23 protein-coding genes are annotated in these 23,290 nt (G+C 71.4%); 8 read left to right on the plus strand and 15 right to left on the minus strand.

The features are described from left to right. The first annotated feature begins 125 nt into the window (after window positions 1–125). On the plus strand, window positions 126–1,280 hold the full coding sequence (locus BJ965_RS29880) for a right-handed parallel beta-helix repeat-containing protein (protein WP_184912870.1): 1,155 nt from the start codon (window positions 126–128) through the stop codon (window positions 1,278–1,280). Window positions 1,281–1,499: 219 nt separating this feature from the next. Here BJ965_RS29880 and BJ965_RS29885 read toward each other — a convergent pair whose 3' ends face one another. From BJ965_RS29885 to BJ965_RS29895, 3 genes are all read right to left on the minus strand, one after another. Next, window positions 1,500–2,333 carry a pectate lyase gene (locus BJ965_RS29885; RefSeq protein WP_184912873.1) on the minus strand — a complete coding sequence of 278 codons (834 nt, stop codon included), beginning with the start codon at window positions 2,331–2,333 and terminating at the stop codon, window positions 1,500–1,502. An 85-nt stretch (window positions 2,334–2,418) separates the two neighbouring features. Next, complete coding sequence (locus BJ965_RS29890) at window positions 2,419–3,270, minus strand: hypothetical protein (RefSeq protein WP_184912875.1); 852 nt, start codon at window positions 3,268–3,270, stop codon at window positions 2,419–2,421. Further along, window positions 3,267–3,866 (minus strand): SigE family RNA polymerase sigma factor, encoded by a 600-nt coding sequence (locus BJ965_RS29895; RefSeq protein ID WP_184912877.1) that lies wholly within the window; start codon window positions 3,864–3,866, stop codon window positions 3,267–3,269. Before BJ965_RS29895 ends, BJ965_RS29890 begins: the two co-directional genes overlap by 4 nt. A gap of 270 nt (window positions 3,867–4,136) precedes the next feature. Here BJ965_RS29895 and BJ965_RS29900 point away from each other — a divergent pair, with 270 nt between their 5' ends. Next, the gene (locus BJ965_RS29900) at window positions 4,137–5,594 is read left to right on the plus strand and encodes an NCS2 family permease (RefSeq protein ID WP_184912879.1); all 1,458 of its coding nucleotides are present in this window, start codon (window positions 4,137–4,139) and stop codon (window positions 5,592–5,594) included. 139 nt (window positions 5,595–5,733) lie between these two features. Here BJ965_RS29900 and BJ965_RS29905 read toward each other — a convergent pair whose 3' ends face one another. From BJ965_RS29905 to BJ965_RS29930, 6 genes are all read right to left on the minus strand, one after another. Further along, entirely contained in the window at window positions 5,734–7,188 is a 1,455-nt protein-coding gene (locus tag BJ965_RS29905) for a peptidoglycan D,D-transpeptidase FtsI family protein (RefSeq protein WP_184912881.1), read from the minus strand. 76 nt (window positions 7,189–7,264) lie between these two features. Next, window positions 7,265–7,927 carry a response regulator transcription factor gene (locus tag BJ965_RS29910; protein ID WP_184912883.1) on the minus strand — a complete coding sequence of 221 codons (663 nt, stop codon included), beginning with the start codon at window positions 7,925–7,927 and terminating at the stop codon, window positions 7,265–7,267. After that, the gene (locus BJ965_RS29915) at window positions 7,924–9,177 is read right to left on the minus strand and encodes a sensor histidine kinase (RefSeq protein ID WP_184912886.1); all 1,254 of its coding nucleotides are present in this window, start codon (window positions 9,175–9,177) and stop codon (window positions 7,924–7,926) included. Before BJ965_RS29915 ends, BJ965_RS29910 begins: the two co-directional genes overlap by 4 nt. Next, on the minus strand, window positions 9,174–10,175 hold the full coding sequence (locus BJ965_RS29920) for a hypothetical protein (RefSeq protein ID WP_184912888.1): 1,002 nt from the start codon (window positions 10,173–10,175) through the stop codon (window positions 9,174–9,176). The genes BJ965_RS29915 and BJ965_RS29920 overlap by 4 nt, the downstream gene beginning before the upstream one ends. An 88-nt stretch (window positions 10,176–10,263) precedes the next feature. Then, on the minus strand, window positions 10,264–10,737 hold the full coding sequence (locus tag BJ965_RS29925) for a GNAT family N-acetyltransferase (RefSeq protein ID WP_184912890.1): 474 nt from the start codon (window positions 10,735–10,737) through the stop codon (window positions 10,264–10,266). 3 nt (window positions 10,738–10,740) lie between these two features. After that, on the minus strand, window positions 10,741–11,514 hold the full coding sequence (locus BJ965_RS29930; protein WP_030852502.1) for an IclR family transcriptional regulator: 774 nt from the start codon (window positions 11,512–11,514) through the stop codon (window positions 10,741–10,743). Window positions 11,515–11,646: 132 nt separating this feature from the next. On the opposite strand from BJ965_RS29930, the gene BJ965_RS29935 reads away from it, so the two are divergent. From BJ965_RS29935 to BJ965_RS29955, 5 genes are all read left to right on the plus strand, one after another. After that, a complete protein-coding gene (locus BJ965_RS29935; protein WP_184912892.1) occupies window positions 11,647–13,176 on the plus strand; it encodes an aldehyde dehydrogenase (NADP(+)) in 1,530 nt (509 codons plus the stop codon). Window positions 13,177–13,275: 99 nt separating this feature from the next. Then, the gene (locus BJ965_RS29940) at window positions 13,276–13,884 is read left to right on the plus strand and encodes a DUF1349 domain-containing protein (protein WP_184912894.1); all 609 of its coding nucleotides are present in this window, start codon (window positions 13,276–13,278) and stop codon (window positions 13,882–13,884) included. An 80-nt stretch (window positions 13,885–13,964) separates the two neighbouring features. Continuing rightward, window positions 13,965–14,459: a GNAT family N-acetyltransferase gene (locus tag BJ965_RS29945; protein WP_184912896.1), complete on the plus strand. Its 495-nt coding sequence runs from the start codon at window positions 13,965–13,967 to the stop codon at window positions 14,457–14,459. Window positions 14,460–14,533: 74 nt separating this feature from the next. Then, window positions 14,534–15,250, plus strand: a complete 717-nt coding sequence (locus BJ965_RS29950) for a DsbA family oxidoreductase (RefSeq protein WP_184912898.1) — start codon at window positions 14,534–14,536, stop codon at window positions 15,248–15,250. A 96-nt stretch (window positions 15,251–15,346) separates the two neighbouring features. After that, window positions 15,347–16,399, plus strand: coding sequence for an aminotransferase class V-fold PLP-dependent enzyme (locus BJ965_RS29955; protein WP_184912900.1), 1,053 nt, complete (start codon window positions 15,347–15,349; stop codon window positions 16,397–16,399). A 405-nt stretch (window positions 16,400–16,804) separates the two neighbouring features. Here BJ965_RS29955 and thpD read toward each other — a convergent pair whose 3' ends face one another. From thpD to BJ965_RS29985, 6 genes are all read right to left on the minus strand, one after another. Beyond that, entirely contained in the window at window positions 16,805–17,713 is a 909-nt protein-coding gene (gene thpD, locus BJ965_RS29960) for an ectoine hydroxylase (protein WP_030852483.1), read from the minus strand. 7 nt (window positions 17,714–17,720) lie between these two features. Next, entirely contained in the window at window positions 17,721–18,119 is a 399-nt protein-coding gene (locus tag BJ965_RS29965; protein ID WP_053670739.1) for an ectoine synthase, read from the minus strand. A gap of 39 nt (window positions 18,120–18,158) precedes the next feature. Beyond that, the gene (gene ectB, locus BJ965_RS29970) at window positions 18,159–19,430 is read right to left on the minus strand and encodes a diaminobutyrate--2-oxoglutarate transaminase (RefSeq protein WP_030852477.1); all 1,272 of its coding nucleotides are present in this window, start codon (window positions 19,428–19,430) and stop codon (window positions 18,159–18,161) included. A 61-nt stretch (window positions 19,431–19,491) separates the two neighbouring features. Beyond that, window positions 19,492–19,998 carry a diaminobutyrate acetyltransferase gene (gene ectA / locus BJ965_RS29975; protein WP_030852474.1) on the minus strand — a complete coding sequence of 169 codons (507 nt, stop codon included), beginning with the start codon at window positions 19,996–19,998 and terminating at the stop codon, window positions 19,492–19,494. A gap of 339 nt (window positions 19,999–20,337) precedes the next feature. Continuing rightward, the gene (locus tag BJ965_RS29980; RefSeq protein ID WP_184912902.1) at window positions 20,338–20,874 is read right to left on the minus strand and encodes a DinB family protein; all 537 of its coding nucleotides are present in this window, start codon (window positions 20,872–20,874) and stop codon (window positions 20,338–20,340) included. A 57-nt stretch (window positions 20,875–20,931) separates the two neighbouring features. Then, window positions 20,932–22,032 carry a pyridoxal-phosphate-dependent aminotransferase family protein gene (locus BJ965_RS29985; RefSeq protein WP_313667258.1) on the minus strand — a complete coding sequence of 367 codons (1,101 nt, stop codon included), beginning with the start codon at window positions 22,030–22,032 and terminating at the stop codon, window positions 20,932–20,934. 134 nt (window positions 22,033–22,166) lie between these two features. Between BJ965_RS29985 and BJ965_RS29990 the strand changes: the two genes are divergently transcribed. Continuing rightward, window positions 22,167–23,258: an amidohydrolase family protein gene (locus BJ965_RS29990; RefSeq protein WP_184912904.1), complete on the plus strand. Its 1,092-nt coding sequence runs from the start codon at window positions 22,167–22,169 to the stop codon at window positions 23,256–23,258. The last annotated feature ends 32 nt before the right edge of the window (window positions 23,259–23,290 follow it).

Consider the following 23,290-nt stretch of genomic DNA (forward strand, 5'->3'; position numbering starts at 1 on the left):
AGGTCTCCGGCGCACGTGACCGCGGCAACCCTTTCCTGCCCGGCGGCGACTGGTGGACGGAAAACGTGCCGGAGCGGGCCCCTCCGAGCCGTTTCCGTCCCGATCCCCTAGGAAAGGAACGCTCCGTGCTGCCGAGCACCGGACGTCATCGCAGGACCCGTACGCTCTCCATCGCCGCAGCCGTCGCCTGTGCCGCGGGGGCCGGCGGCGTCTACCTCGGACTGTCGACCGGCGGCGCGCAGGCCGCCTCGGCGGCCGTCACCGTCTCCACCACGGCCCAGCTCGAACAGGCCGTGAAGAACGCCACCGCCGGCACCGTGATCCAGGTCCGCGGCGGCACCTACTACCCGGCCGCCACCCTCAAGTCCACGGCGAACGGCACGAGTTCCGCACCCATCAGCCTGCGCGCGTACGGCGCCGAGAAGGTGCGGATCGACGGGTCCAAGCTGCCCGCCGGCTCCTGGCTGGCCGGGATCTACGGCGACCACTGGACCGTGCAGGACCTGGCCTTCGTCAACTCCCCGGCCCAGGGATTCGTCGCCACGTCGTCGGTCGGCGGCGTCTTCAGGAACCTGGTCACCGCGGACAACGGCGACTCCGGCTTCACCCTGCGCGGCGACGGCACCACCGGCAACCTCGTGCAGAACCTGGACAGCCACGGCAACTACGACCCGGCCGGCCACGGCCAGAACGCCGACGGCATCGCCGTCAAGTTCGGCTCCGGGACCGGGAACCGGATCACCGGAGCCCGGCTCTACAACAACTCCGACGACGGCCTCGACCTGTGGCAGTTCTCCTCCCCGGTCACCATCGAGCACTCCTGGGCCTTCGGCAACGGCGAGAACCGCTGGAACGACGCGGCCTTCGAGGGCAACGGCAACGGCTTCAAACTGGGCGGCGGAGGCGCGTCCGTCGCCCACGTCGTCAACAACAACGCGGCCTGGGACAACACGCTGCACGGCTTCACCGAGAACTCCAACACCGGCGCCCTCGCCCTGAACCGCAACACCGCGTACGCCAACGCCCAGAGCGGCTTCTACTTCGCGACCGGCACGGCCCGCCTCGGCAAGAACCTCGCCGTCGCCGACAAGGGCGGGGCGGCGAAGCTCGGCTCCTCGACGGTCTCGGCCGGCAACAACTGGGACAGCGGCATCGTCACGCCGCCCTTCAGGTCGACGGACGCGACCACCGCCTACGGAGCGCGCCGGGCGGACGGCTCCCTTCCCACGACGACGTTCCTGACGACCGGCTCCACGACCATCGGCTCGACGATGGACTGAGACCGCGCTCCCGCTTGCACGACGACGCCCCCGCCGGTGCGAAACGGCGGGGGCGTCCTGCCGACCGGCCAAGGGGGGCTCGGCCGGTACGTCCGGCCGTCCGGAGGGGGGCTCCGGAGGGCCGAGGTGCCGGGAGATCCGGCTGGGGGGCCGGACACCCGGCGTTCCGGTCGGCCCAAGGGGGGACGAGGGCCGACCGGAGTCACAGGGGGGCGGTTCCTACTGGTAGCTGATGTCGGACGCCTTGAACTTGCAGCTCTTTCCGTCCGGACCGGGCGGAGTCAGCTCCTTGGGCTCCTTGCCCGTGTTGTTGCCCTCGAAGCGCACACACGTCTTGATCTTCTTCTTGCCGTCGCCGTGGATGCGGATCTTCGACAGCGTCGCCGTGTCGCCGTAGTTGGCGTTGATCCCGACGATGGAGTTCAACGGCGCGGTCACGTCGATGTCGCTGAGCACGATCGTGCGCTTGTGCTGCGTCTTGCAGTTGCCGCAGGAGCGGACCAGCTTGCCGGCGTTCTCCACCTGGAAGCCCGAGACGTTCAGCGTGCCGGCGCCGTTGAACTGCAGCACCTTGTCGTCGGCGTTCTTCGCGCCGCCGCCGATCACCTTGTACACCGCGGAGGAGGACTTGCCCTTGAAGCTGGCCGCGTCCTCGCCGACGTCCGTCCACCACACGTTCTGCAGCGTGCAACTGCCCTTGCAGTGCACGCCGTCCGCCGCCGGTGTGCCGATGATGACGTTCTTGAGGACCGCGCCGTCTGCGAGCTCGAAGAGCGGGTCCTGGCCCTCGTCCTGGCTGCCGCCGCCGAGCGCGCCGGTGCCGTAGAACATCTTCATCCCGCCGTCGCGCACACCGGAGACCGGGATCGTCTTGGACACGGGGGTCTTGCCCTTGTCCGTGGGCCAGGAGGACGCGGCGCCCGCCGTCGACAGCATCGACGTGGTGACGATCGCCGCACCCGTGATGCCGAACGCGGACACCGCGGCGATCACGGCCCGCCGCTTGGTGGCGCTGCGGCGATGGCGGACGCGCTGTTCTGCTGGTGCAGTCATGTACCGATTCCTCAGATGGGGGGTGACTCTTGCGCGTTGTGGTGGTCACCGGTGAGGAAAGGGTTGCCGCCTCTCCAGGAATTTTTCACGAGTCACCGTCGCCGTCGTCGACCGCAGCGAAGCCGCCGCCCACCGACAGCTGCCGCGAGGCGGCGGTGGCCGTCACCGAGTAGGTGTCCTTCCCCGCGTCGCGGCCGCCGCGGGCGTGGTCGAACTGTCCGGCGAACACCCACTCGCCCGCCGGCACCGTGCGGCCCTCCTTGAGGGTCCAGGTGTAGACGAGGAAGCCGTCCCGCTCGGCGACCGCGAGGGTGAAGTCGTTCTCGGGCAGCGAGCGCCAGGCGCCCGCGTTCGAGACCCCACCGGTCTGCGCGACCTTCAACCGCACGGTCAGCGCGGTGAGTTGCCCACGGGTCTTGAGGGTGATGTTGCTCTGCGCCCAGAAGTCGTTGCTGTGCGGGTCGACCGAGCCGTCCGACCAGAGCGGACCGTCCTCGGGGCCGGCGGGCGGCCGCTCGGTGGCCGGGGCGCTCGGCGTCCTCGACGGCGGCGGGCCGGACGCGCGGCGCTCGGGCGACCGGCTCGGCGTCGGCTCCACCGGAGCCGGGGGCGCGGGAGGCCGGCTCGTCGCCTCCGGGGACGGCGTGGGCGTCGCCGACGTGGCCACCTCCTGCTGCCGCGGGGCGGCCTCGTCCTTCACCGCGGACGCCACCGCGTAACCGCCCACCGCCAGTACACCGGCGACCGCGGCCGTCGCACCGGCCACCCGCATCCAGCCGAACGCCGGCGGACGCGTCGCCCGATGACCGGAACCGGCCGGACCGGCCATGCCGCGCTCGATCCGGGCCAGCATGCGCTCCCGGTCGGGCTCGTGTGCCCCGGCCGCCTCGTGCAACCGGGAGCGCACCTCCTCGTGCACGTCCCGCCGCATGCTCATCGGTCCCTCCCTCCGCCCTGGCCGGTGCGCACGCCCTCCACGGCGGGCGAGACGCGGGGAGCACCCAGTGTCGCGTGCATCCGCTGCGGCACCCCCTGCGTCCCCAGCAACCGCTGGAGTTCGGCCATTCCCTTGGAGGTCTGGCTCTTCACCGTACCGACCGACACACCCAGCGCCAGCGCGGTGTCCTTCTCCGACAGGTCGAACGCGTGCCGCAGCACCACACAGGCCCGCTTGCGGAACGGCAGCCTGCGCAGCGCCTCCTGCACGTCGACCACACCCGCGACGTCCGGGTTCTCGGTGTTCTCCTCGCGCTGCGACCAGAACAGGGCGATGCGCCGCCGCTCGCGCACCGCGCTGCGGATGCGGGTGCGGGCCAGGTTGGTGACCACACCGCGCGCGTACGCCGCCGGATGGTCGGCCGCACGCACCCGGTCCCAGCGGTGCCACAGCGCCAGCAACGCGTCCGCCGCCAGGTCGTCGGCGGTGTCCGCCTCACCCGTCAACAGATAGGCGAGGCGGGACAGTTCGGCGTAGTGGCGCTCGAAGAAGGCGTGGAACTCCACGGAGGCGGCGTCGTCGACGACTGTGCCCACGGGCGACCTCTCCTCGCAGCGGCTACGGGCGCTCCCGGCCGGGGCACCCTGTGACTGTCATGTAGATGACATGTGATCATCCGGGGGAGGCCCGGACGAGATCCGGAAGCGTAGCAGCGATCGTCGGATGGTTCGTACGGAGCTTCGAACGTCGTATGGCAGGCCGGACTTCGATTTCGTAACACGAAGAACACCTGAACGTGGTTCAACGCGACGAAAATCCAGCCAGCACCCGCATACCGATCACCCAGGCATCAAGGAGCACGCGCCATGTCCGAATCGCAGAAGGTGGCCGACCGGTCCGGCGCCGCGCCACCGTCGGCGAACAGCGTCGACCGGTTCTTCAAGATCTCCGAGCGGGGATCCACCTTCGGCCGTGAGATACGCGGCGGCTTCGCCACGTTCTTCACGATGGCCTACATCCTTGTCCTGAATCCCATCATCCTGGGCAGCGCGAAGGACAAGTTCGGGCACCAGCTGGACGCCGTCCAGCTCACCACCGCCACCGCCCTGGTGGCCGCCGTCATGACGATCATCATGGGCGTCGGCGGCAACCTGCCCCTCGCGCTCGCCGCCGGACTCGGCCTGAACGCCGTCGTCGCCTTCCAGATCGCCCCGCTGATGAGCTGGGACGACGCGATGGGCCTGATCGTCCTCGAAGGCCTGCTGATCTGCGTGCTGGTGGTGACCGGTCTGCGCGAGGCCGTCATGCACGCGATACCCCAGCCGCTCAAGCAGGCCATCAGTGTCGGCATCGGCCTGTTCATCGCCTTCATCGGCTTCGTCGACGCCGGGTTCGTCTCCCGCATCCCGGACGCCGCCAACACCACCGTCCCCGTTCAGCTGGGCGGCACCGGCACTCTCGCCGGCTGGCCGATGCTGGTCTTCTGCCTCGGCGTGCTGCTGACGATCGGACTGCTCGCCCGCAAGGTCAAGGGCGCCATCCTGATCAGCATCGTCACCATGACCGCGCTGGCGATCGTGATCAACTCCTTCGCCGACATCAAGTCCTGGGGCCTGACCACACCCTCCTGGCCGGACAACCTCGTCGACGCCCCCGACTTCGGCCTCATCGGCGCCTTCGACCTGTTCGGCGCCTTCGGCGCACCCGGCGTCGGCGTCATCACCGTCGTCCTGCTGATCTTCACGCTGATCCTGTCCGACTTCTTCGACACCATGGGCACGGTCGTCGGCATCAGCGCCGAGGCCGGCCTGCTCGACGAGGACGGCAAGGTCCCGAACCTCGGCCGGGTGCTGCTCATCGACGGTGCCGCCGCCGTCGCGGGCGGCGCGGCCTCCGCCTCCTCGGCGACCTCCTACATCGAGTCCGCGGCCGGTGTCGGCGAGGGCTCGCGCACGGGCTTCTCCAACCTCGTCACCGGCGGACTGTTCGGCCTCGCGCTGTTCCTGACCCCGCTGCTCACCATCGTCCCGCTCCAGGCGGCGGCCCCGGCCCTGGTCGCCGTCGGCTTCCTGATGATGACCCAGGTCAAGCACATCGACTGGGACCGCTACGACATCGCCATCCCCGCGTTCCTCACCATCGCCGTGATGCCGTTCACTTACTCCATCACCAACGGCATCGGGGCCGGCTTCCTCGCCTACGTCGTCATCAAGACCGTCCTCGGCAAGGCCAGGGAGGTGCACTGGCTGCTGTGGGGGACCTCGGCGCTGTTCCTGGTGTACTTCGCCATCGACCCGATCGAGCAGCTCCTCGGAGCGAAGTGACGCCGGGCGCGCGCTGACACGACGGACGGACCCCCGGGGAAGACGGGCCGCCCCCGGGGGGAATACCAAGACGGGCCGCCCCCGGGGGGAGGGGGGCGGCCCGTCTCGTCTCTACAGACGGCTTATCGGCAGCTGAGGTTCAGTCCTTGAGCGCCGCTTGCATCATGGCCTTGGCGACCGGCGCCGCCAGGCCGTTGCCGCTGACCTCCGAGCGGGCCGCGTCCGACTGCTCGACCATGACCGCCACGGCGACCTCCTTGCCCGACGAGTCGGACTTGCCGTACGAGGTGAACCAGGCGTACGGCACCTGGCTGTTGTTCTCTCCGTGCTGGGCCGTGCCCGTCTTGCCGCCCACCGTCGAGCCCGGGACCTTGGCGTTCGTGCCCGTGCCCTTGTTCACGACCGTCTCCATCGCCGACTGCAACTGCTCGGCGGTCGAGGAACTGACGATCTCCTTCGTGCTCGCGTCGTCGTAGTCCTCCAGCACGTCACCGCCGCTGTCGGTGATCTGCGAGACCATGTGCGGCGACACCAGCTTGCCGCCGTTGGCGATGGCCGCCGACACCATGGCCATCTGCAGCGGAGTGGCCGTGACGTCGAACTGGCCGATGCCCGTCAGGGCCGTCTGCGACGGGTCCATGTCCGAGGGGTACACGCTCGTGTAGGCCCGGACCGGCACGTCCAGCTTGTCGTCGTTGAAGCCGAACTTCTCGGCCATCGCCTTCACCTTGTCCTGGCCCAGCTTCACGGCCATCTTGGCGAAGACGTTGTTGCACGAGTACTCCAGCGCCGTGCGGATGGTCGCGTTCGTGCAGGGCGCGTTCGGGTTCTCGTTCGTCAGGTCCCGGCTGGTGCCCGGCAGCGTGTACGGGTCCGGGCTGTCCGTCCTCTCGTCCACCGACGAGTACAGCCCGTCCTCCAGCGCGGCCGCCGCCACGACCAGCTTGAACGTCGACCCGGGCGGCAGCGGCTGCCGCAGCGCACGGTTGACCAGTGGCTTCTCCGGGTCCGAGGTGAGCTTCTGCCAGGCCGTCCCCGCGGTGTTGGCGTCGGTCAGCGAGGAGGGGTTGTACGACGGCGTCGACACCGCCGCGAGGATCTTCCCGGTCTTCGGGTCGACGGCGACGGCACCGCCCTTCTTGTCGCCGAGCGCCTCGTAGGCGGCCTTCTGCACGTCCGGGTCGATGGTCGTGACCACGTTGCCCGGCTCGGCCCGCTCGTTGGTGAGCGTGTCCATCACGGACTTCAGCCGGCTGTCCGTGCCGTTGAGCAGGTCGGTGTAGATGCCCTCCAGCTGGGTCGGGGCGTATGCCTGGGACGCGTACCCCGTCACCGCCGCGTACAGCGCGCCGTCGGTGTACGTCCGCTTGTACGTGAGGTCGCCCGATTTCGTCGGCGTCGAGCCGGTCACCGACCGGCCGCCCACGATGATGTTGCCGAGCGGCGCCGAGTACGTCTCGATCGCGTTCCGCCGGTTGTCCTTGTCGTCTGCCAGCGCCTGGCCCTCGTAGAACTGCACCCAGGTCGCCCTGACCAGCAGAGCGAGCACCAGGAGCAGCGAGAAGACCGAGGCGCGCCTGATCGTCTTGTTCATTCCGAACAGGAGGACGAGCCGCGCCGGGCGGATCGTTCCCGTCCGTCCCGGTTTCTCATCCGGAAGGCCGGTTTTCTCATCCGCCGTTCAGAAATCCGGCCTCGTACGCGGCGATCACCGCCTGCGTACGGTCCCGGGTGCCGGTCTTGGCCAGGACCGCCGCGACGTGGGACTTCACCGTGGCCGGGCCGACCTCCAGCAGGCGGGCGATCTCCGCGTTGGTCAGCCCCCGCGCCATGTGCCGCAGCACCTCTCCCTCGCGTCCCGTGAGCTTCGCCACCCACGCGGGCGGCGCCGGGCGGGCGCGGGCGTGCTCGGTCGCGAGGCTGCGTACGGCCGCGGGGAACAGCAGGCTGTCGCTGCGCGCCACCAGCCGGACCGCCTGCACCAGCGCGTCGGCGTCCGCCCGCTTCAGCAGGAACCCGGCGGCTCCGGCCCGCAGCGCGTCGTACACGTAGGAGTCGTTCTCGAACGTCGTCACCACGACGATCCGGGGCGGGTCGTCCAGCGTGGCGAGGATCTGCTCGGTGGCGCGGATCCCGTCGGTCTGCGGCATCCGCACGTCCATGAGGACGACGTCCGGCCGCAGCTCCCGGACGACCGACACCGCCTCGGCACCGGTGGCCGCCTCGCCCACGACCTCCAGGTCCGGCTCGGCGGAGAGGATGGCGCGCAGCGCGGTGCGGACCATGCGCTCGTCGTCGGCGAGGACGACACGGATCGGGGCCGGGCGGTTCATGCGGGTCCCTTCATCGGCAGGCGTGCGTGCAGCCGCCAGGTCTGTGCCGCGGTCGGTCCGGCCGTCGCCGTGCCGCCCAGCAGCCTGGCCCGGTCCGCGATGCCCCGCAGCCCGTGGCCGCCACCGGCGCGGGAGGGCGCGGGGCCGGTGACCGGATTCTCCACGGTGATCTCCAGTTCCCCGTCCGCCACCGCGATCCGCACGTCCACGGCCGCCCGTTCACCGGCGTGCTTGAGGGCGTTGCTCAGCCCCTCCTGCACGATGCGGTAGCCCTCCCGGGACACCAGCGGTGGCAGCGCCTCCGGGTCGGCGTCCACGGTGGCCCTCACCCGCTGCCCGCCCGCCCGGGTACGCCGCAGCAGTCCGTCGAGATCGGCGGCGAGGGTCGGCGCCGGTGCCGTGCCGGGGGCGTCGCCCTCGCGCAACACGCCCAGCACGGCGTCCAGTTCACCGACCGTGCGCCGGGTCGTGTCCTCGATCGCGGCGAGGGCCTCGCGGACGAACTCCGGGTCGGAGTCGAGGACCCGGCGGGCCGCGCTCGCCTGGAGCGTGACCGCGCTCAGGGCGTGGCCGACGGAGTCGTGCAGCTCCCGCGCCAGCCGGTTGCGCACGGCCAGGTCCGCCGCGCGGGCCTCGGCGGCGGCCAGCCGCTCCCGGGGCGTGGGGCCGAGCAGCAGAGGCGCCCAGCGGGCCAGCAGCGCACCGCAGCCGGCCGCGCAGCCGGCGAGGGCCACGAGCGAGAGGGCGCCCGCGACCGGGGCGAGCGCCAGTGCCCAGGCGTGGTCCAGGACTTCGGGCAGCCCGAGCCGGTCGCCGCGCAGTCCCGCGAGAAGCGGCAGCACGATCAGCACGGCGGCGAACGGCGGCAGCGCCAGCGACATCCCCGCGATGATCCCGCCGAACCCGAGATGCAGCGTGAACCAGGCAGCCGTACGGCCTTTCTCGCCCCGCGTGCGCGCGGGCCCGTAGGCGAGCCGGTCCCTGTCCACACCGCACAGCCAGCGCACCGCGCCGGACTCCAGCGGCCGGGTCAGCGGGAACAGCGAGGTGACGGCCGCGAGCGGCAGGCCCACGCCGAACGAGGCGAGTTGGAGGGGGAGGGAGCCGAAGACGTCCGCGGAGCCGGTGACCGGGCCGATGACCACCGAGCCGACCAGGACGTAGGGCATGGCCAGCGCACCGCCGAGGATCAGATGGATCCAGCGCAGCCGCGCCCGCCGGCCGAACAGCGTCCGGGCGACCGCGCTCACGCCAACCGCCGCGCGGTCCGGGCCGAGCGCTCGGCGACGTGGTAGACGCCGATGGCGGCGACGAGCAGGCCGGCGAGCATCTGGCCGGCGTAGGCGAGGTTCATCAGCGGCGTGAGGCGGTCGGCGAGGTCCGCCGGGCCGCCGAGGGAGGCAAGCGACAGCCAGCCGCCCCAGCAGACCACGGCCCCCGAGCCGACCCAGACGAGCGCGAGCGGCACCGCCACGGGCAGGGCCCGGCCGCGCCGGAAGGCCAGCAGCACGGCCCCGGCGACCGCCGCGAGCAGGAACACCACGTGCAGGGCCTCCAGGACGTGGAACTCACCGCCCCGGTCCGCTGCCCGGCCCTCGCTGAGCCCGGCGGATACACCGCAGGCCCAGAGGGCGTGCAGGGCGAGCGGCGGCACGGCGAGCACCGCGGCGGCCACGGCGAGGGCCCGGTGGGCCGGTCCGACGGAACCGACGGGCAGGTCCCACACCCGCCCGCGCCACACATGCCCCCAGCGGCCCCGCGCATAGAGCACGAAGAGGCCGCCGAGGGCGAGCCCCTGGGCGATGAACCCCGTGTACACGACGGCGAACACCCACTCGTCCAGGAAGGCCTCCCGGCCCGCCGACGAGGCACCGCCTCCGCCGAACGCCCTCACCACCAGCTGCGCCGGGAACCCGGCCATGACGGGCGCGAGCAGCCCGGTCGCGACCCACACCGGGAACCCGAGCAGCCACGCGGGCACCCGCAGCCCCCACGGCCGGGTCAGCACCAGCGCCAGCACGATCACCGCGCTGTCCAGCAGCATCGACAGGCCGTTGATCACGGCCATGGTGAGGCGGTCGTCGAGCAGCGGGCTGCCCGCGGGGATCCCGGCGTGACTCCCGGCGACCCAGGCGGCCTTGAGGGCGAGGTACGGGACACAGGAGACGACGGCGACGGCACGGAGGATCCGCCGGGCGCGGCCGGGACCGGCGGTGGGACGGGCGGCGGGAGCGAGCGACTGCGTCATGCGATCAGGCTCCCGCACGGCGGGGTACCGGCACCTCCTGCCCGGCGACGATCCGCCTCCGCCGGGCGGGGGAGAGGCCCTCGGCGCCTCAGCCCCCCAGGATGAGGACCGTCTCGTCGATCTCGGCGCCCCGGGCCGGGGCGTACCCGCGGGCCGCCGCCGTCACCCGGAACCCGCACTTCTCCAGCACGCGCAGCGATCCCACGTTGTCGGACGCCGCCCGCGCGTACAGCGGGCGCTCGGGCACCTCGGTGAGCAGCGCCCGCAGCGCCTGCGTGGCGATGCCCTTGCCCCAGTAGGCGCGGTCGACCCAGTACGTCACCTCGCGCTCGCCCGGCACCCCGTACACCCCCGCGCTGCCCACCACGTCCCCGTCGGCCAGGACCGTACGGACGACCACGTCGGGTGAGGAGCGCATCCGGGACCAGCGGGTGTCGAAGGCGGCCCGGTCGGCCGGATCCTGCGGGGTGAAGGCCGCCATGCTCAGGGACTCGGGGTCGTTCATCTGCCGGAAGAAGACCGGCAGATCGCTGTCGTGGACCTGGCGCAGCTCGACGTTCATGTCTCAGAGCCTACGGGTGGCCAGTGTCAGCCGGTCCCGGGCGTCGAAGAGGGCGTCCTTGACCAGCTGTTCGTGCGCCGGGGTCAGCCGCGCCACCGGCACCGAGCAGCTGATCGCGTCCCGCGCCGGGGTGCGGTACGGGATCGCCACGCCGAAGCAGCGCAGCCCCAGCGTGTTCTCCTCGCGGTCCACCGCGAAGCCCTGGTCCCGCACCTGGCGCAGCTCCTCGATGAGCTTCTCCCGGTCGGTGATCGTGTGCTCGGTCAGCGCGGGCAGCGTCTCCGGGAGCATCTTGCGCACCTGCTCGTCCGAGTACGTGCTCAGCAGCGCCTTGCCGAGGGACGTGGAGTGCGCGGGCAGCCGGCGGCCGACCCGGGTGAAGGGGCGCAGGTAGTGCTGGGACTGGCGGGTGGCCAGGTAGACCACGTTCGTGCCGTCGAGGCGGGCGAGGTGGATCGTCTCGGTCGTGTCGTCCGAGAGCCGGTCCAGCGTCGGGCGGGCCGCCGCGACGACCTCGTCACCGTCGATGTACGACGTGCCGACCAGCAGGGCCCGCACTCCGATGCCGTACCGCGTGCCCGTCGCGTCCGTCTCCACCCAGCCCAGCTCGACCAGGGTGCGCAGCAGCATGTAGAGGCTGGACTTGGGATATCCGACGGCCTCCTGGACCGCCGCGAGGGAGTGCATGCCGGGGCGTCCGGCGAAGTATTCGAGCAGTTCAACCGTTCGTACCGCGGACTTGACCTGCGCCCCGCCGCCCGTCTCGCCAGCCGACATCGCCCTTGACCCCTTCGTTGGACGCGAAATAGTCTCCACAGCATATTCATCATCAGAGACAGCGTTCAGTATATCGAACGTCCCTGGTGGATGACCCAGTACTGCGGCAATACATGTGTGGAGGGACCCGCGGTGGCAGCAGCACCAGTCTGGAGTGTCGACCCCCGAACCGGGAAGCAGCGTGAACAGGTTGCGGTGGAGGCCACAGCCCAGGAGGTGGATGCCGCCGTCCGCGCCGCGCACGAGGCGCGCGGCGCCCTCGCCGACCGCACGGTCCGCGCGGCCTTCCTGCGCACCGCCGCCGACGAGCTGCAGGCGGCCAAGGACGGACTCGTCGAGACCGCCGACGCCGAGACCGCGCTCGGCCCGGTCCGGCTGACCGGCGAGCTCGCCCGCACCTGCTACCAGCTGCGCGCCTTCGCGGACATCGTCGACGAGGGTGCCTTCCTCGACGTCGTCATCAACCACCCCGACGACACCGCGACCCCGCCGATCCCGGACCTGCGCCGCTACAAGGTGGCGCTGGGCGTGGTCGCCGTCTACTCGGCGTCGAACTTCCCCTTCGCCTTCTCCGTCGCGGGCGGCGACACCGCGAGCGCCCTCGCGGCCGGCTGCCCCGTAGTCGTCAAGTCCCACCCGGACCACCCGGCGCTGTCCGAGTACGTCGCCAAGGTGCTGCGCCGCGCCGCCGCCCGGCACGACATTCCCGAGGGCGTCGTGGGTCTGGTCCACGGCTTCGAGGCGGGCATCGAGCTGATCAAGCACCCGCTGGTCGCGGCGGCCGGCTTCACCGGCTCCGTGCGCGGCGGGCGCGCCCTCTTCGACGCGGCGGCGGCCCGCCCGGTCCCGATCCCCTTCCACGGCGAGCTGGGCTCCCTGAACCCGGTCGTCGTCACCGAAGCCGCCGCGGCCGAGCGGGCCGAGGCGATCGGCGCCGGACTCGCCGGTTCGATGACGCTGGGCGTCGGCCAGTTCTGCGTGAAGCCGGGCCTCGTCCTCGCGCCGGCCGGTGCCGCGGGCGACGCCCTGCTGAAGTCCCTGACGGACGCCGTCAGCGACACCGACGCCGGGGTCCTGCTCGACCACCGCATGCGCGACAACTTCGTGGCCGGCGTCGCCGAGCGGGCCGGGCTGCCCGACGTCGACTCCCCGGTCACGCCCGGCGCGGGCGGCGAGCACACCGTCAGCGCGGGCTTCCTCACCGTCCCGGCGAGCAGGCTGGCCGCCGAGGGCGAGCACGACCTGCTCCTGGAGGAGTGCTTCGGGCCGGTCACCGTGGTGGCCCGCTACGAGGACGAGACCGAGGTGAAGGCGGTGCTGTCGCGTCTGCCGGGGAACCTCACGGCGACGGTGCAGCTGTCCGAGGAGGAGGCGGCGGGCGAGGGCCGCGGAGCGGAGATCCTCGCGGAGCTGACGCCACTGGCGGGGCGCGTGCTGGTCAACGGCTGGCCGACGGGTGTCGCCGTCGCGGCGGCCCAGCACCACGGGGGGCCGTACCCGGCCACGACGTCGACGTCCACGTCGGTGGGTGGTACGGCGATCGAGCGGTGGATGCGGCCCGTCGCGTATCAGAACGCGCCGTCTGCGTTGCTTCCCGCCGAGTTGAGGGACGAGAACCCGCTGGGGCTGCCGCGGCGGTTCAACGGGCGTCTGGAGCGGTAAGCGCCGTAGGGGCGTGGTGAGTTGCCGGCTTGCGGTTGGCCGTGGCTTGTCGCGCAGTTCCCCGCGCCCCTGAGGGGCGGACCTGAAAGACTTGGTCGAATGGATCTCGAACTTCCCGAACTTCCCTTCGGTCTGCGCACATATGGCCCCGAAGCCCATTGGTCCTACGAGGACGGTGTGCTCACCGCCTGGGCCGGGGCGCGGCAGGACCGGTTCGTGCCGCCCACCGGGGAGGGGCTGGACCCCGCTTCCGACGCGCCCCGGCTGCTCGGGGCGCCCGAAGGGGACTTCCAGCTGATCGCCAAGGTCACCGTCGGGTTCGGTGCGGCCTTCGACGCCGGGGTGCTCTACGTCCACGTGGGGGAGCGGGCCTGGGCGAAGCTCTGCCTGGAGTACTCCCCTGACGTCCCCACCGTCTGCACGGTGGTCACCCGGGGGCACTCCGACGACGCCAACTCCTTCACCGTGGATGGCAGTTCCGTCTGGCTCCGGGTCAGCCGCACCGGCCGGGCCTTCGCCTTCCACGCCTCGCGCGACGGCGAACGCTGGACCTTCGTCCGCCTGTTCACCCTCGGTGGCGAGAAGGAGACCGGCGCGGCCCTGGTCGGCTTCATGGCCCAGTCCCCGATGGGGGAGGGCTGTGTGGTGACGTACGACCATGTCGAGTTCAGGCCGAGCTGGCCGGACGATCTGCGCGACGGCAGTTGAGGGCGGGCCGGACGATCTGCGCGACGGCAACTGAGGGCGAGCCGGGAACCGCGTACCGGCCCGGTCACGTCCTCCGTTCCATGATCGGTGACAGAGTGCTTCCCGGCCGTGTGATCCGTACCGTCCTGCCCTCCGAGGTGGCGGACGTCGTCGCGCTGCACGCGCGGGCCCGGGCGACGTACTACCCGGGTGGGGTGCCGCAGGACGGCACCGACTGGAGCGCCTCCTGGCGCGGCGCCCTCACGCGGCCGGACGGCCGCGTGCTGGGCGTCGTCGAGGGGGGACACATCATCGGCCTGGCCTCCTTCCGCACCCCGGAGGGCGCCCCGGCGGACACGGTGAAGCTGTTCCAGTTCCACGTCGACCCCGACCACTGGCGAGCCGGCGTCGGCACCGCCCTGCACGCGGCCTGTGTGGAGGAGTGGCGGGCCGACGGCAGGCGTACGGCCGTCCTCGACGTGCACGTCGGCAACCAGCGGGCGCAGGGGTTCTACCGGCGGCAGGGCTGGTCCCCGGAACCGCCCGGGCCCGGCGACCACCACCTGCGGATGCGGTTCGCCGTCCCCGGGGAATGAACCCCGCTGCTTGAACGTTCATCCACTTGGCGGAGGGAGTCTCCGTACCCGTACGACCTGGAGAGAGCCGAGACATGCGCGTCGAGATCTGGAGCGACATCGCCTGCCCCTGGTGCTACGTGGGCAAGGCCCGCTTCGAGAAGGCGCTGCGGGACTTCCCGTACCGCGACGAGGTCGAGGTCGTGCACCGCTCCTTCGAGCTGGACCCCGGCCGCGCCAAGGACGACATCCAGCCCGTGATCACGATGCTCACCAAGAAGTACGGGATGAGCGCCGCGCAGGCCGAGGCGGGGGAGGACAACCTCGGCGCCCAGGCCGCGGCGGAAGGCCTCGACTACCGCACCCGGGGCCGCGACCACGGCAGCACCTTCGACATGCACCGCCTGCTGCACCTCGCCAAGGAGCAGGGCCGCCAGGAGCAGCTGCTCGACCTGCTCTACCGGGCCAACTTCGCCGAGGAGCGGTCGGTCTTCGACGACGACGAGCGGCTGGTGGAGCTCGCCGCGGCCGCCGGTCTCGACACGGACGCCGTGCGCGCGGTGCTGGCCGACCCGGAGGCGTACGCCGACGAGGTCCGCGCCGACGAGCGCGAGGCCGCACAGCTCGGGGCGAACGGCGTGCCCTTCTTCGTCCTCGACCGGAAGTACGGCGTCTCCGGTGCCCAGCCCGCCGAGGTCTTCGCCCGGGCCCTCACCCAGGCGTACGGAGAGCCCTCGCCCCTGAAGATCGTCGACGGCGGCGACGGCGCGGACGCCTACGGCCCGGACGGCTGCGCCGTGCCCCAGCACTGAAACGCCCAGGTCGGAGCGCACCCATAAGCGCTCCTTAGCGGCATCACGCAGAAATCGGCAATGGACGGGGAGATCCCGGGGACGCAGAGTGGTCCCATGGAGACCTTCGAGAACCTCGTCCGTGCCGAGTTCACCCCGAAGCACACCTACCTCAACACCGCGAGCAACGGGCTCCTGCCCGCCCGGACCGTCGACGCCGTGCAGGCGGCGGTGCGGATGCGGGCCGAGGGCACGCCCCTGGGTCCCCTGTACGAGGACGTGGAGGCCGCCCGCGCGTCCTTCGCCCGGCTGGCCGGCGTTCCGGCCGAGCGCGTCGCGACCGGGGCCTCGGTCGCCGAGTACGGCGGGCTGATCGCCGCCTCGCTGCCCGCCGGTGCCGAAGTCCTCACGGCGGAGGGCGACTTCTCCTCGCTGGTGAACCCGTTCCACGCGCGCGGCGACCTCAAGGTGCGCGCCGTGCCCCTGGAACGGCTCGCCGAGTCCGTCCGACCCGGCACGGCGCTGGTCGCGGTCAGCGCCGCCCAGTCCGCCGACGGCCGCCTCGCCGATCTGCCGGCCGTGCGTGCGGCGGCCCGGGCGCACGGCGCCCGTACCTACGTCGACGCCTCGCAGTCGGCCGGCTGGCTGCCGATGGAGGCGGACGCGGACGACTTCCTCGCCGCCGTCGGGTTCAAGTGGCTGCTGGGCCCGCACGGGGCCTCGTTCTTCGTCGCCCCGCGGGACTTCGGCGGGCTCACGCCGCTGCTCGCGGGCTGGGTCGCCGGGGAACGCCCCTGGGACAGCTGCTACGGCCCCGTCGAGGAACTCGCCCACTCCGCACGGCGGTTCGACGTCAGCCCGGCCCTCTTCACCTACGCCGGGCTGCGCGCCTCACTGGAGCTGCTGGAAGAGATCGGCGTGGACGTCGTGCACGCCCACGACGTCGGCCTCGCGGACCGCTTCCGTGCCGGGCTCGCCGGACTGGGACACGAGGCGGTGCCCGCGCCGGGCTCGGCGATCGTGTCGGTGCCGGGGCTCGGCCACCGCCAGGGCGAGCTGAGCCGGGCGGGCATCGAGGTCTCCGACCGGGCCGGAAACCTGCGGGCCGCGTTCCACCTCTACAACACGACCGCGGACGTGGACCGGCTGCTGGAGGTCCTCGCGGCATGACAAAACCGGGTGGGGCCTCCCGTCCCACACGAGGAGGCCCCACCCGGCAGCTCTGTCACACGGCCGTCTCACCGCTGACCGGCGGTCATCGCACGGGCGTGAAGTCCCGCGCGCCAATGCTGTGCCGTCCGGGGAGCAACCCCCGGACCCCCGGCCGAAGAGCGGTCACCGGACCGGCGTGAAGTCCCGCGCGCCAATGCTGTGCCGTCCGGGGAGCAACCCCCGGACCCCCGGCCGAAGAGCGGTCACCGGACCGGCGTGAAGTCCCGCGCGCCAATGCTGTGCCGTCCGGGGAGCAACCCCCGGACCCCCGGCCGAAGAGCGGTCACCGGACCGGCGTGAAGTCCCGCGCGCCAATGCTGTGCCGTCCGGGGAGCAACCCCCGGACCCCCGGCCGAAGAGCGGTCACCGGACCGGCGTGAAGTCCCGCGCGCCAATGAACTCCGGCCGCCGCACCGGCGCCGCGAAGGGTTCGACCGCCGTGTTCTCCACACTGTTGAACACGATGAACACGTTGCTGCGCGGGAACGGCGTGATGTTGTCGCCGGAACCGTGCATGGCGTTGCAGTCGAACCAGGTCGCCGACCCGGCCTTGCCCGTGAACAGCTTGATGCCGTGCTGCGTGGCCAGCTGGGTCAGCGCCTCGTCCGAGGGCGTGCCCGCGTCCTGCATCTGCAGCGACTTCTTGTAGTTGTCCTTCGGCGTCTCACCGGCGCACCCGAGGAACGTCTTGTGCGACCCCGGCATGATCATGAGTCCGCCGTTGGTGTCGTAGTTCTCGGTCAGCGCGATCGAGACCGACACCGTGCGCATCCGCGGCAGACCGTCCTCGGCGTGCCACGTCTCGAAGTCCGAGTGCCAGTAGAAACCACTGGCGCCGAACCCCGGCTTGACGTTGATCCGCGACTGATGGACGTACACGTCCGAGCCGAGGATCTGCCGCGCCCGTCCGACGACCCGTTCGTCGCGGACCAGCCGGGCGAACACCTCGCTGATCTTGTGCACCTCGAAGACCGTGCGGATCTCCTCGGACTTCGGCTCGACGATCGACCGCTCGTCGGCCCGCATGTCCGGGTCGTGCACCAGCCGGTTCAGCTCGTTGCGGTAGACCGCGACCTCGTCCTCGGTGATGAGCTCGTCGATGGCCAGGAAGCCGTCGCGCTCGAAGGACAGCAGGTCGGCCGGGGCGACCGGCCCCGGGGCGTCGGGTGCGCCCCAGACGACCGGGTCCTGGCGCGGGGTCAGCGCCTCGACGGCACCGCGACTGGGATAGAGGTCGGGGATACCGGTGGTGGTGTCGGTGGTGGCGGTCATGGAAACGTCACACCTCCTCGGTGAGCAGCGGGTAGACGCCGTTCTCGTCGTGGTCCTCCCGTCCGGTCACGGGCGGGTTGAACACGCAGAGGCAGCGGAAGTCCTGCTTGACCCGCAGCGTGTGCCTCTCGTGCCCGTCCAGGAGGTACATGGTGCCGGGCGTGATCGTGTGGGTCAGCCCGGTCTCGTGGTCGGTCAGCTCGGCCTCGCCCTCCACACAGACGACGGCCTCGATGTGGTTCGCGTACCACATCGACGTCTCCGTACCCGCGTAGAGGACCGTCTCGTGCAGGGAGAAACCGACTTTCTCCTTGGCGAGGACGATGCGCTTGCTCTCCCACGTACCGGACGCCGCCTTCACGTGCCGGTCGGTACCTTCGATCTCCTTGAACGAACGGACAATCACGGTGCTGCGATGCCTCCTAGATGAGTGATGCTCGGTTGGTCAGGCGGTCTCTCGGACGGCGCGGGCCAGCATGCTGAGGCCCTCGTCCAGCTCCTCGGGCGTGATGGTGAGGGCGGGAAGCATCTTCACGACCTCGCTCTCCGGGCCGGACGTCTCGATGAGCAGTCCGAGCTCGAAGGCGCGCTTGGCGACCTTGCCCGCGCGGGCCTTGTCGTGGAACTCCAGGCCCCACACCAGGCCGCGGCCCCGGTACTCCTTCACGTCGGCCAGGTTCTCCTCGGTGATGGAGATCAGCGCCTGCTCGACCTGCTCGCCGCGCTTGCGGGTCTGCTTCTCCATCGCGGAACCGTCGGCCCAGTAGGTCTCCAGGGTCGCGGTGGCCGTGACGAACGCGGGGTTGTTGCCGCGGAAGGTGCCGTTGTGCTCGCCCGGCTCCCAGATGTCGAGCTCGGGCTTGAACAGGCACAGCGACATGGGCATGCCGTAGCCGCTGATCGACTTCGAGACGGTGACGATGTCCGGCACGATGCCCGCCTCCTCGAAGGAGAAGAAGGCGCCGGTACGGCCGCAGCCCATCTGGATGTCATCGACGATCAGGAGCATGTCCTGCCGCTCGCACAGCTCGGACAGGGCGCGCAGCCACTCGGGCCGGGCCACGTTGATGCCGCCCTCGCCCTGCACGGTCTCGACGATCACGGCGGCCGGCTTGTTGAGGCCGGAGCCCTGGTCCTCCAGCAGCCGCTCGAACCACAGGAAGTCCTCGACCGTGCCGTCGAAGTAGTTGTCGAACGGCATGGGCGTGCCGTGCACCAGCGGGATACCGGCGCCGGCGCGCTTGAAGGCGTTGCCGGTGACGGCCAGCGAGCCCAGCGACATGCCGTGGAAGGCGTTGGTGAACGACACGATCGACTCGCGCCCCTTCACCTTGCGCGCCAGCTTCAGCGCAGCCTCCACGGCGTTGGTGCCGGTCGGGCCCGGGAACATGACCTTGTACGGCAGGTCACGCGGGCGCAGCAGCAGGTTCTGGAAGGCCTCCAGGAACGTGCGCTTGGCGGTGGTCGACATGTCGAGCCCGTGCGTGACGCCGTCCCGCTCCAGGTAGTCGATCAGCGCGCGTTTCAGGACCGGGTTGTTGTGCCCGTAGTTCAGTGACCCCGCTCCGGCGAAGAAGTCGAGGTACTCATGGCCGTCCTCGTCGTACATGCGGCTTCCCACCGCACGGTCGAAGACGGTGGGCCAGCCGCGGCAGTAGCTGCGTACCTCGGACTCGACGGTCTCGAAGACACTCAGGTCCGGCTGGGTGATGGTCACGAAGAATCGCTCCTCGGTGCGTGGGGGAAGTCTGCGGGAGTCGGGCGGGGCGTCAGGAAAGTCAGTGGGGCAGGGGGCCGATGCGGTACAGCACCTCTGCGTCGTGCGGCCCGTCGGGGAACAGGCCCGTGTCGAACAGCACCTCGCGCTCCAGCCGGGCGCCGTGACGCTCGGCGAACGACGTGAACAGGCGCTCCGAGGCGGTGTTGCCCGGAGTGATGGTGGTCTCCACCGTCGTCACCTCCAGCTCGGCAGTGGTCCGTGCGACCAGACCGTCGAGCAGCGCGGCGGCCAGTCCGCGCCCGCGGTGGGCCTCGTCCACCGCCACCTGCCAGACCAGCAGGGTGCGCGGGCTGTCCGGCCGCACGTACCCGGTGATGAAACCCATCGGCTCGCCCTGCTCGTCGCGGGCGACGGCCGAGGTGGCGGCGAAGTCGCGGCACCACAGCAGATAGCTGTAGGACGAGTTCAGGTCGAGAACCTTCGAGTCCTTCGCCATCCGCCAGAGTGCGGCTCCGTCAGCCACCGTGGGGCGGTCGATTTGCGGATCTGCTTGTACGGCAGTCATGCGAATTGAACTTACCCAGCCAAATTCAAAATTGCATCGCCGGTCGGGGTTACATATGAGCCTCGTCTGTGTTATCGCGCGAGCGCGCGGATTCACGTATCGAGGTGGCGGAATGCCCGATATTGCCCGGTAATTACCGGGCAAAGCGGTCACAGTGTGTAACGCGTCACAGCCGTGTAACCCCCGCGAGATCTGACAGAATTTCCCCGCCGAGTGTCCTCAAAATCTACGCGTTTAGGACCGGGAAAAACGGGCAGAAGAATAGGGCGACCTGTTCTTGGAAGAATTCTTAATTGTGTGCCAGCTTACATGTGGGATGTTCCGGATAGCACGAGGAATTCAAGCCCCGGTCACTCCGTCGATGCGTTCCCGCAGGAGATCGGCGTGACCGTTGTGCCGTGCGTACTCCTCGATCATGTGGATGAGGACCCAGCGCAGGCTGACCTCCATGCCGGGCACCGGCCCCTCGGAGACCCGCCCTACGTGGTCCAGCGGCAGCCCGGCGCACAGCTCCCGCCCCCGCGCGATCTCCCGCCGCCAGATCCCGAGTGCCTCGTCGAGCCCCCGCGCCGGGTCCAGCGCGTAGCCGGTCGCGTCCTCGAACACCGGCGGTACGGCGAGCCCGCCGGCCACCCGCTGGAACCAGTTCCGCTCGACCTCGGCGAGGTGCTGCACCAGCCCGAGCAGGGTCAGCGAAGACGGCTCGGCCGCCGCGATCCGCACCTGCGCGTCGTCGAGCCCGGCGCACTTCAGCTCCAGTGTGGCCCGGTGAAAGTCCAGCCAGCTCTCGAGCATGGCCCGCTCGTCGCCCGTGAGACGCGGGACGGGGCGGCCGTCGGGCAGGACAGGGGTGTCAGCAGGTGTGTTGGCGGTCATACGGGGAGCATGGCACGGGGCACTGACACCGGTGCCCCGGTTCACGACAGCCGACGACTACCGCCACGCCCCCTCGACGGCCCGCAGCGCCGCCTCCACATCCACCGGAAGCCCCTGCTCGGAGAGCGCCGCGCCCAGCGCCGCCAGACTGGCCCGCACCGCCCCCGGCGTCGCGTCCGCGCCGTAGTGGTTGACCCGGATCATCTCCTTGGCCAGCGCACCGCCGCCCGCGGCCAGCGGCACCGCCGGATCCGCCTCCAGCGCCCGCCGGACCAGCTCCGACGCCACCACCTCGGACGGCGCCCGCAGTGTCGTGGCCACCGGTGCCGCGTCCCGCGCCTCGTACACGTACGGCTCCAGCCCGCCGCCGAGCGCCACCGCCCCGGCCCGGGTCGCCGCGGCGGCGGACGCGTGCCGGGCCATCACCGCGTCGAGACCGGTCGCTTCGATCCGCTCCACACACGCCTCCAGCGCCAGCATCTCCAGCTGCGCCGGCGCGTGCAGCAGTGCCTTGCGGCCACCGTCGATCCACCGCTCCTTCCAGTCGAGGAGCGACAGGTACGACCGTCGCGGCGCCTTCGGGTTGGCCGCCATCCGCGCCCAGGCCCGGTCGCTCACCGACACCGCCGACACCCCGGCCGGACCGCCCATCGCCTTCTGCGCCCCGATCACGCACAGGTCCACGCCCCACGCGTCCGGCAGCACCGGCTCGGCCCCGATCGACGCCACCGCGTCCAGGTAGAACAGCGCCCCGTGCGCCCGCACCACCTCGCCGATCTCCGCGACCGGGTTGGTGTTGCCGGTCGCCGCCTCCGCGTGCACCAGCGACACGAAGTCGATCTCCGGGTGCTCGGCGAAGGCCTGCCGGATCTCCTCGGCCGTGACCGCCGTGTGGAAGGGCACCGCCAGGTCCATCACCGTGGCACCGCAGTCCCGCAGCCAGTCGCCGAAGGTCTGTCCGTACGGCCCCGTGACGACGTTCAGCGCCGTCGTGCCCGGACCGGCCGCGGCGCGGATCGCGCCCTCCAGCGGCAGCAGCGCCTCGCCCTGCATGATCACGACGTCCTGCCCGGTGCTCAGCAGCCGCGCCACGCGGTCCTCGATCGCGGCGAAGCGGTCCGCGCCGAGCGGGGACAGGTCCAGAAACGGATGCGTCACGGCAAAGCTCTCTTCACTCACAGCAGGTTCGATCGCATCGAGGGTAACCGGCGGCCCTCATCCCCCTGCGCGCCGAGTCCCGCGCACACCGGCCCCCTTCGAGGCCCGGCCGCCCGCTCACTAAGGTGCGGTGCATGAGCGATCGCACGGTGCTGCACGTGAAGGGACGGGTGCTCGTCGGGCCCGAGGACGTCCGGGACGAGCTGTGGGTGGTCGACGGCCGCGTCTCCTACGACCGTCCCGCCGGCGCCCGCGACATCCGCACGGTCGTCGGCTGGGCCCTGCCCGGCCTCGTCGACGCGCACTGCCACGTCGGACTCGACCGGCACGGCCCGGTCCCCGAGGACGTCGCCGAGAAGCAGGCCCTGACCGACCGGGACGCGGGCACGCTGCTCATCCGCGACGCCGGCTCACCCTCCGACACCCGCTGGATCGACGACCGCGAGGACCTGCCGAAGATCATCCGTGCCGGGCGGCACATCGCCCGCACCCGCCGCTACATCCGCAACTACGCCTGGGAGATCGAGCCGGAGGACCTGGTCGCCTACGTCGGCCAGGAGGCCCGGCGCGGCGACGGCTGGGTCAAGCTGGTCGGCGACTGGATCGACCGCGACCTCGGCGACCTGTCGGCCTGCTGGCCCCGCGAGGCCGTCGAGGCGGCGATCGCCGAGGCCCACCGCCTGGGCGCCCGCGTGACCGCGCACTGCTTCTCCGAGGACTCCCTGCGGGACCTCGTCGAGGCGGGCATCGACTGCATCGAACACGCGACGGGCCTGACCGAGGACCTCGTCCCGCTGTTCGCCGAGCGGGGCGTCGCCATCGTTCCGACCCTGGTCAACATCGCCACCTTCCCGCAGCTCGCGGACGGCGGCGAGAGCAAGTTCCCCCGCTGGTCGGCCCATATGCGCCGGCTCCACGAACGCCGCTACGACACCGTGCGGAACGCCTACGACGCCGGTATCCCCGTCTTCGTCGGCACCGACGCCGGCGGCGGCCTCGCCCACGGTCTGGCCGGCGCCGAGGTCGGCGAACTCGTCACCGCCGGCATCCCGCCCGTCGAGGCACTCGCGGCGGGCACCTGGACGGCCCGCGCCTGGCTCGGCCGTCCCGGCCTGGACGAGGGCGCCCCGGCCGACCTGGTCGTCTACGACGAGGACCCGCGGGCCGACGTACGGGTGCTGACCTCGCCGCGCCGGGTGGTGCTGAACGGACGTGTGGTCGGCTGACCGCGAGGGCGACGGCGGGACGACCGTGAGGG

The sequence above is a fragment of the Streptomyces luteogriseus genome, assembly GCF_014205055.1.
GTDB classification, from domain to species: Bacteria; Actinomycetota; Actinomycetes; order Streptomycetales; family Streptomycetaceae; genus Streptomyces; species Streptomyces luteogriseus.

Excerpts from the sequence above, each read along its gene's own strand:
- BJ965_RS29925 (WP_184912890.1), bottom strand. The coding sequence starts at position 10,737 with ATGAACGTCGAGCTGCGCCAGGTCCACGACAGCGATCTGCCGGTCTTC.
- BJ965_RS29885 (WP_184912873.1), bottom strand. The coding sequence starts at position 2,333 with ATGACTGCACCAGCAGAACAGCGCGTCCGCCATCGCCGCAGCGCCACC.
- BJ965_RS29920 (WP_184912888.1), bottom strand. The coding sequence starts at position 10,175 with ATGACGCAGTCGCTCGCTCCCGCCGCCCGTCCCACCGCCGGTCCCGGC.
- BJ965_RS29910 (WP_184912883.1), bottom strand. The coding sequence starts at position 7,927 with ATGAACCGCCCGGCCCCGATCCGTGTCGTCCTCGCCGACGACGAGCGC.
- BJ965_RS29955 (WP_184912900.1), top strand. The coding sequence starts at position 15,347 with ATGGAGACCTTCGAGAACCTCGTCCGTGCCGAGTTCACCCCGAAGCAC.
- BJ965_RS29990 (WP_184912904.1), top strand. The coding sequence starts at position 22,167 with ATGAGCGATCGCACGGTGCTGCACGTGAAGGGACGGGTGCTCGTCGGG.
- BJ965_RS29950 (WP_184912898.1), top strand. The coding sequence starts at position 14,534 with ATGCGCGTCGAGATCTGGAGCGACATCGCCTGCCCCTGGTGCTACGTG.
- BJ965_RS29940 (WP_184912894.1), top strand. The coding sequence starts at position 13,276 with ATGGATCTCGAACTTCCCGAACTTCCCTTCGGTCTGCGCACATATGGC.
- thpD (WP_030852483.1), bottom strand. The coding sequence starts at position 17,713 with ATGACCGCCACCACCGACACCACCACCGGTATCCCCGACCTCTATCCC.
- BJ965_RS29890 (WP_184912875.1), bottom strand. The coding sequence starts at position 3,270 with ATGAGCATGCGGCGGGACGTGCACGAGGAGGTGCGCTCCCGGTTGCAC.
- BJ965_RS29900 (WP_184912879.1), top strand. The coding sequence starts at position 4,137 with ATGTCCGAATCGCAGAAGGTGGCCGACCGGTCCGGCGCCGCGCCACCG.
- BJ965_RS29945 (WP_184912896.1), top strand. The coding sequence starts at position 13,965 with ATGATCGGTGACAGAGTGCTTCCCGGCCGTGTGATCCGTACCGTCCTG.
- BJ965_RS29980 (WP_184912902.1), bottom strand. The coding sequence starts at position 20,874 with ATGACCGCCAACACACCTGCTGACACCCCTGTCCTGCCCGACGGCCGC.
- ectA (WP_030852474.1), bottom strand. The coding sequence starts at position 19,998 with ATGACTGCCGTACAAGCAGATCCGCAAATCGACCGCCCCACGGTGGCT.
- BJ965_RS29905 (WP_184912881.1), bottom strand. The coding sequence starts at position 7,188 with ATGAACAAGACGATCAGGCGCGCCTCGGTCTTCTCGCTGCTCCTGGTG.
- BJ965_RS29930 (WP_030852502.1), bottom strand. The coding sequence starts at position 11,514 with ATGTCGGCTGGCGAGACGGGCGGCGGGGCGCAGGTCAAGTCCGCGGTA.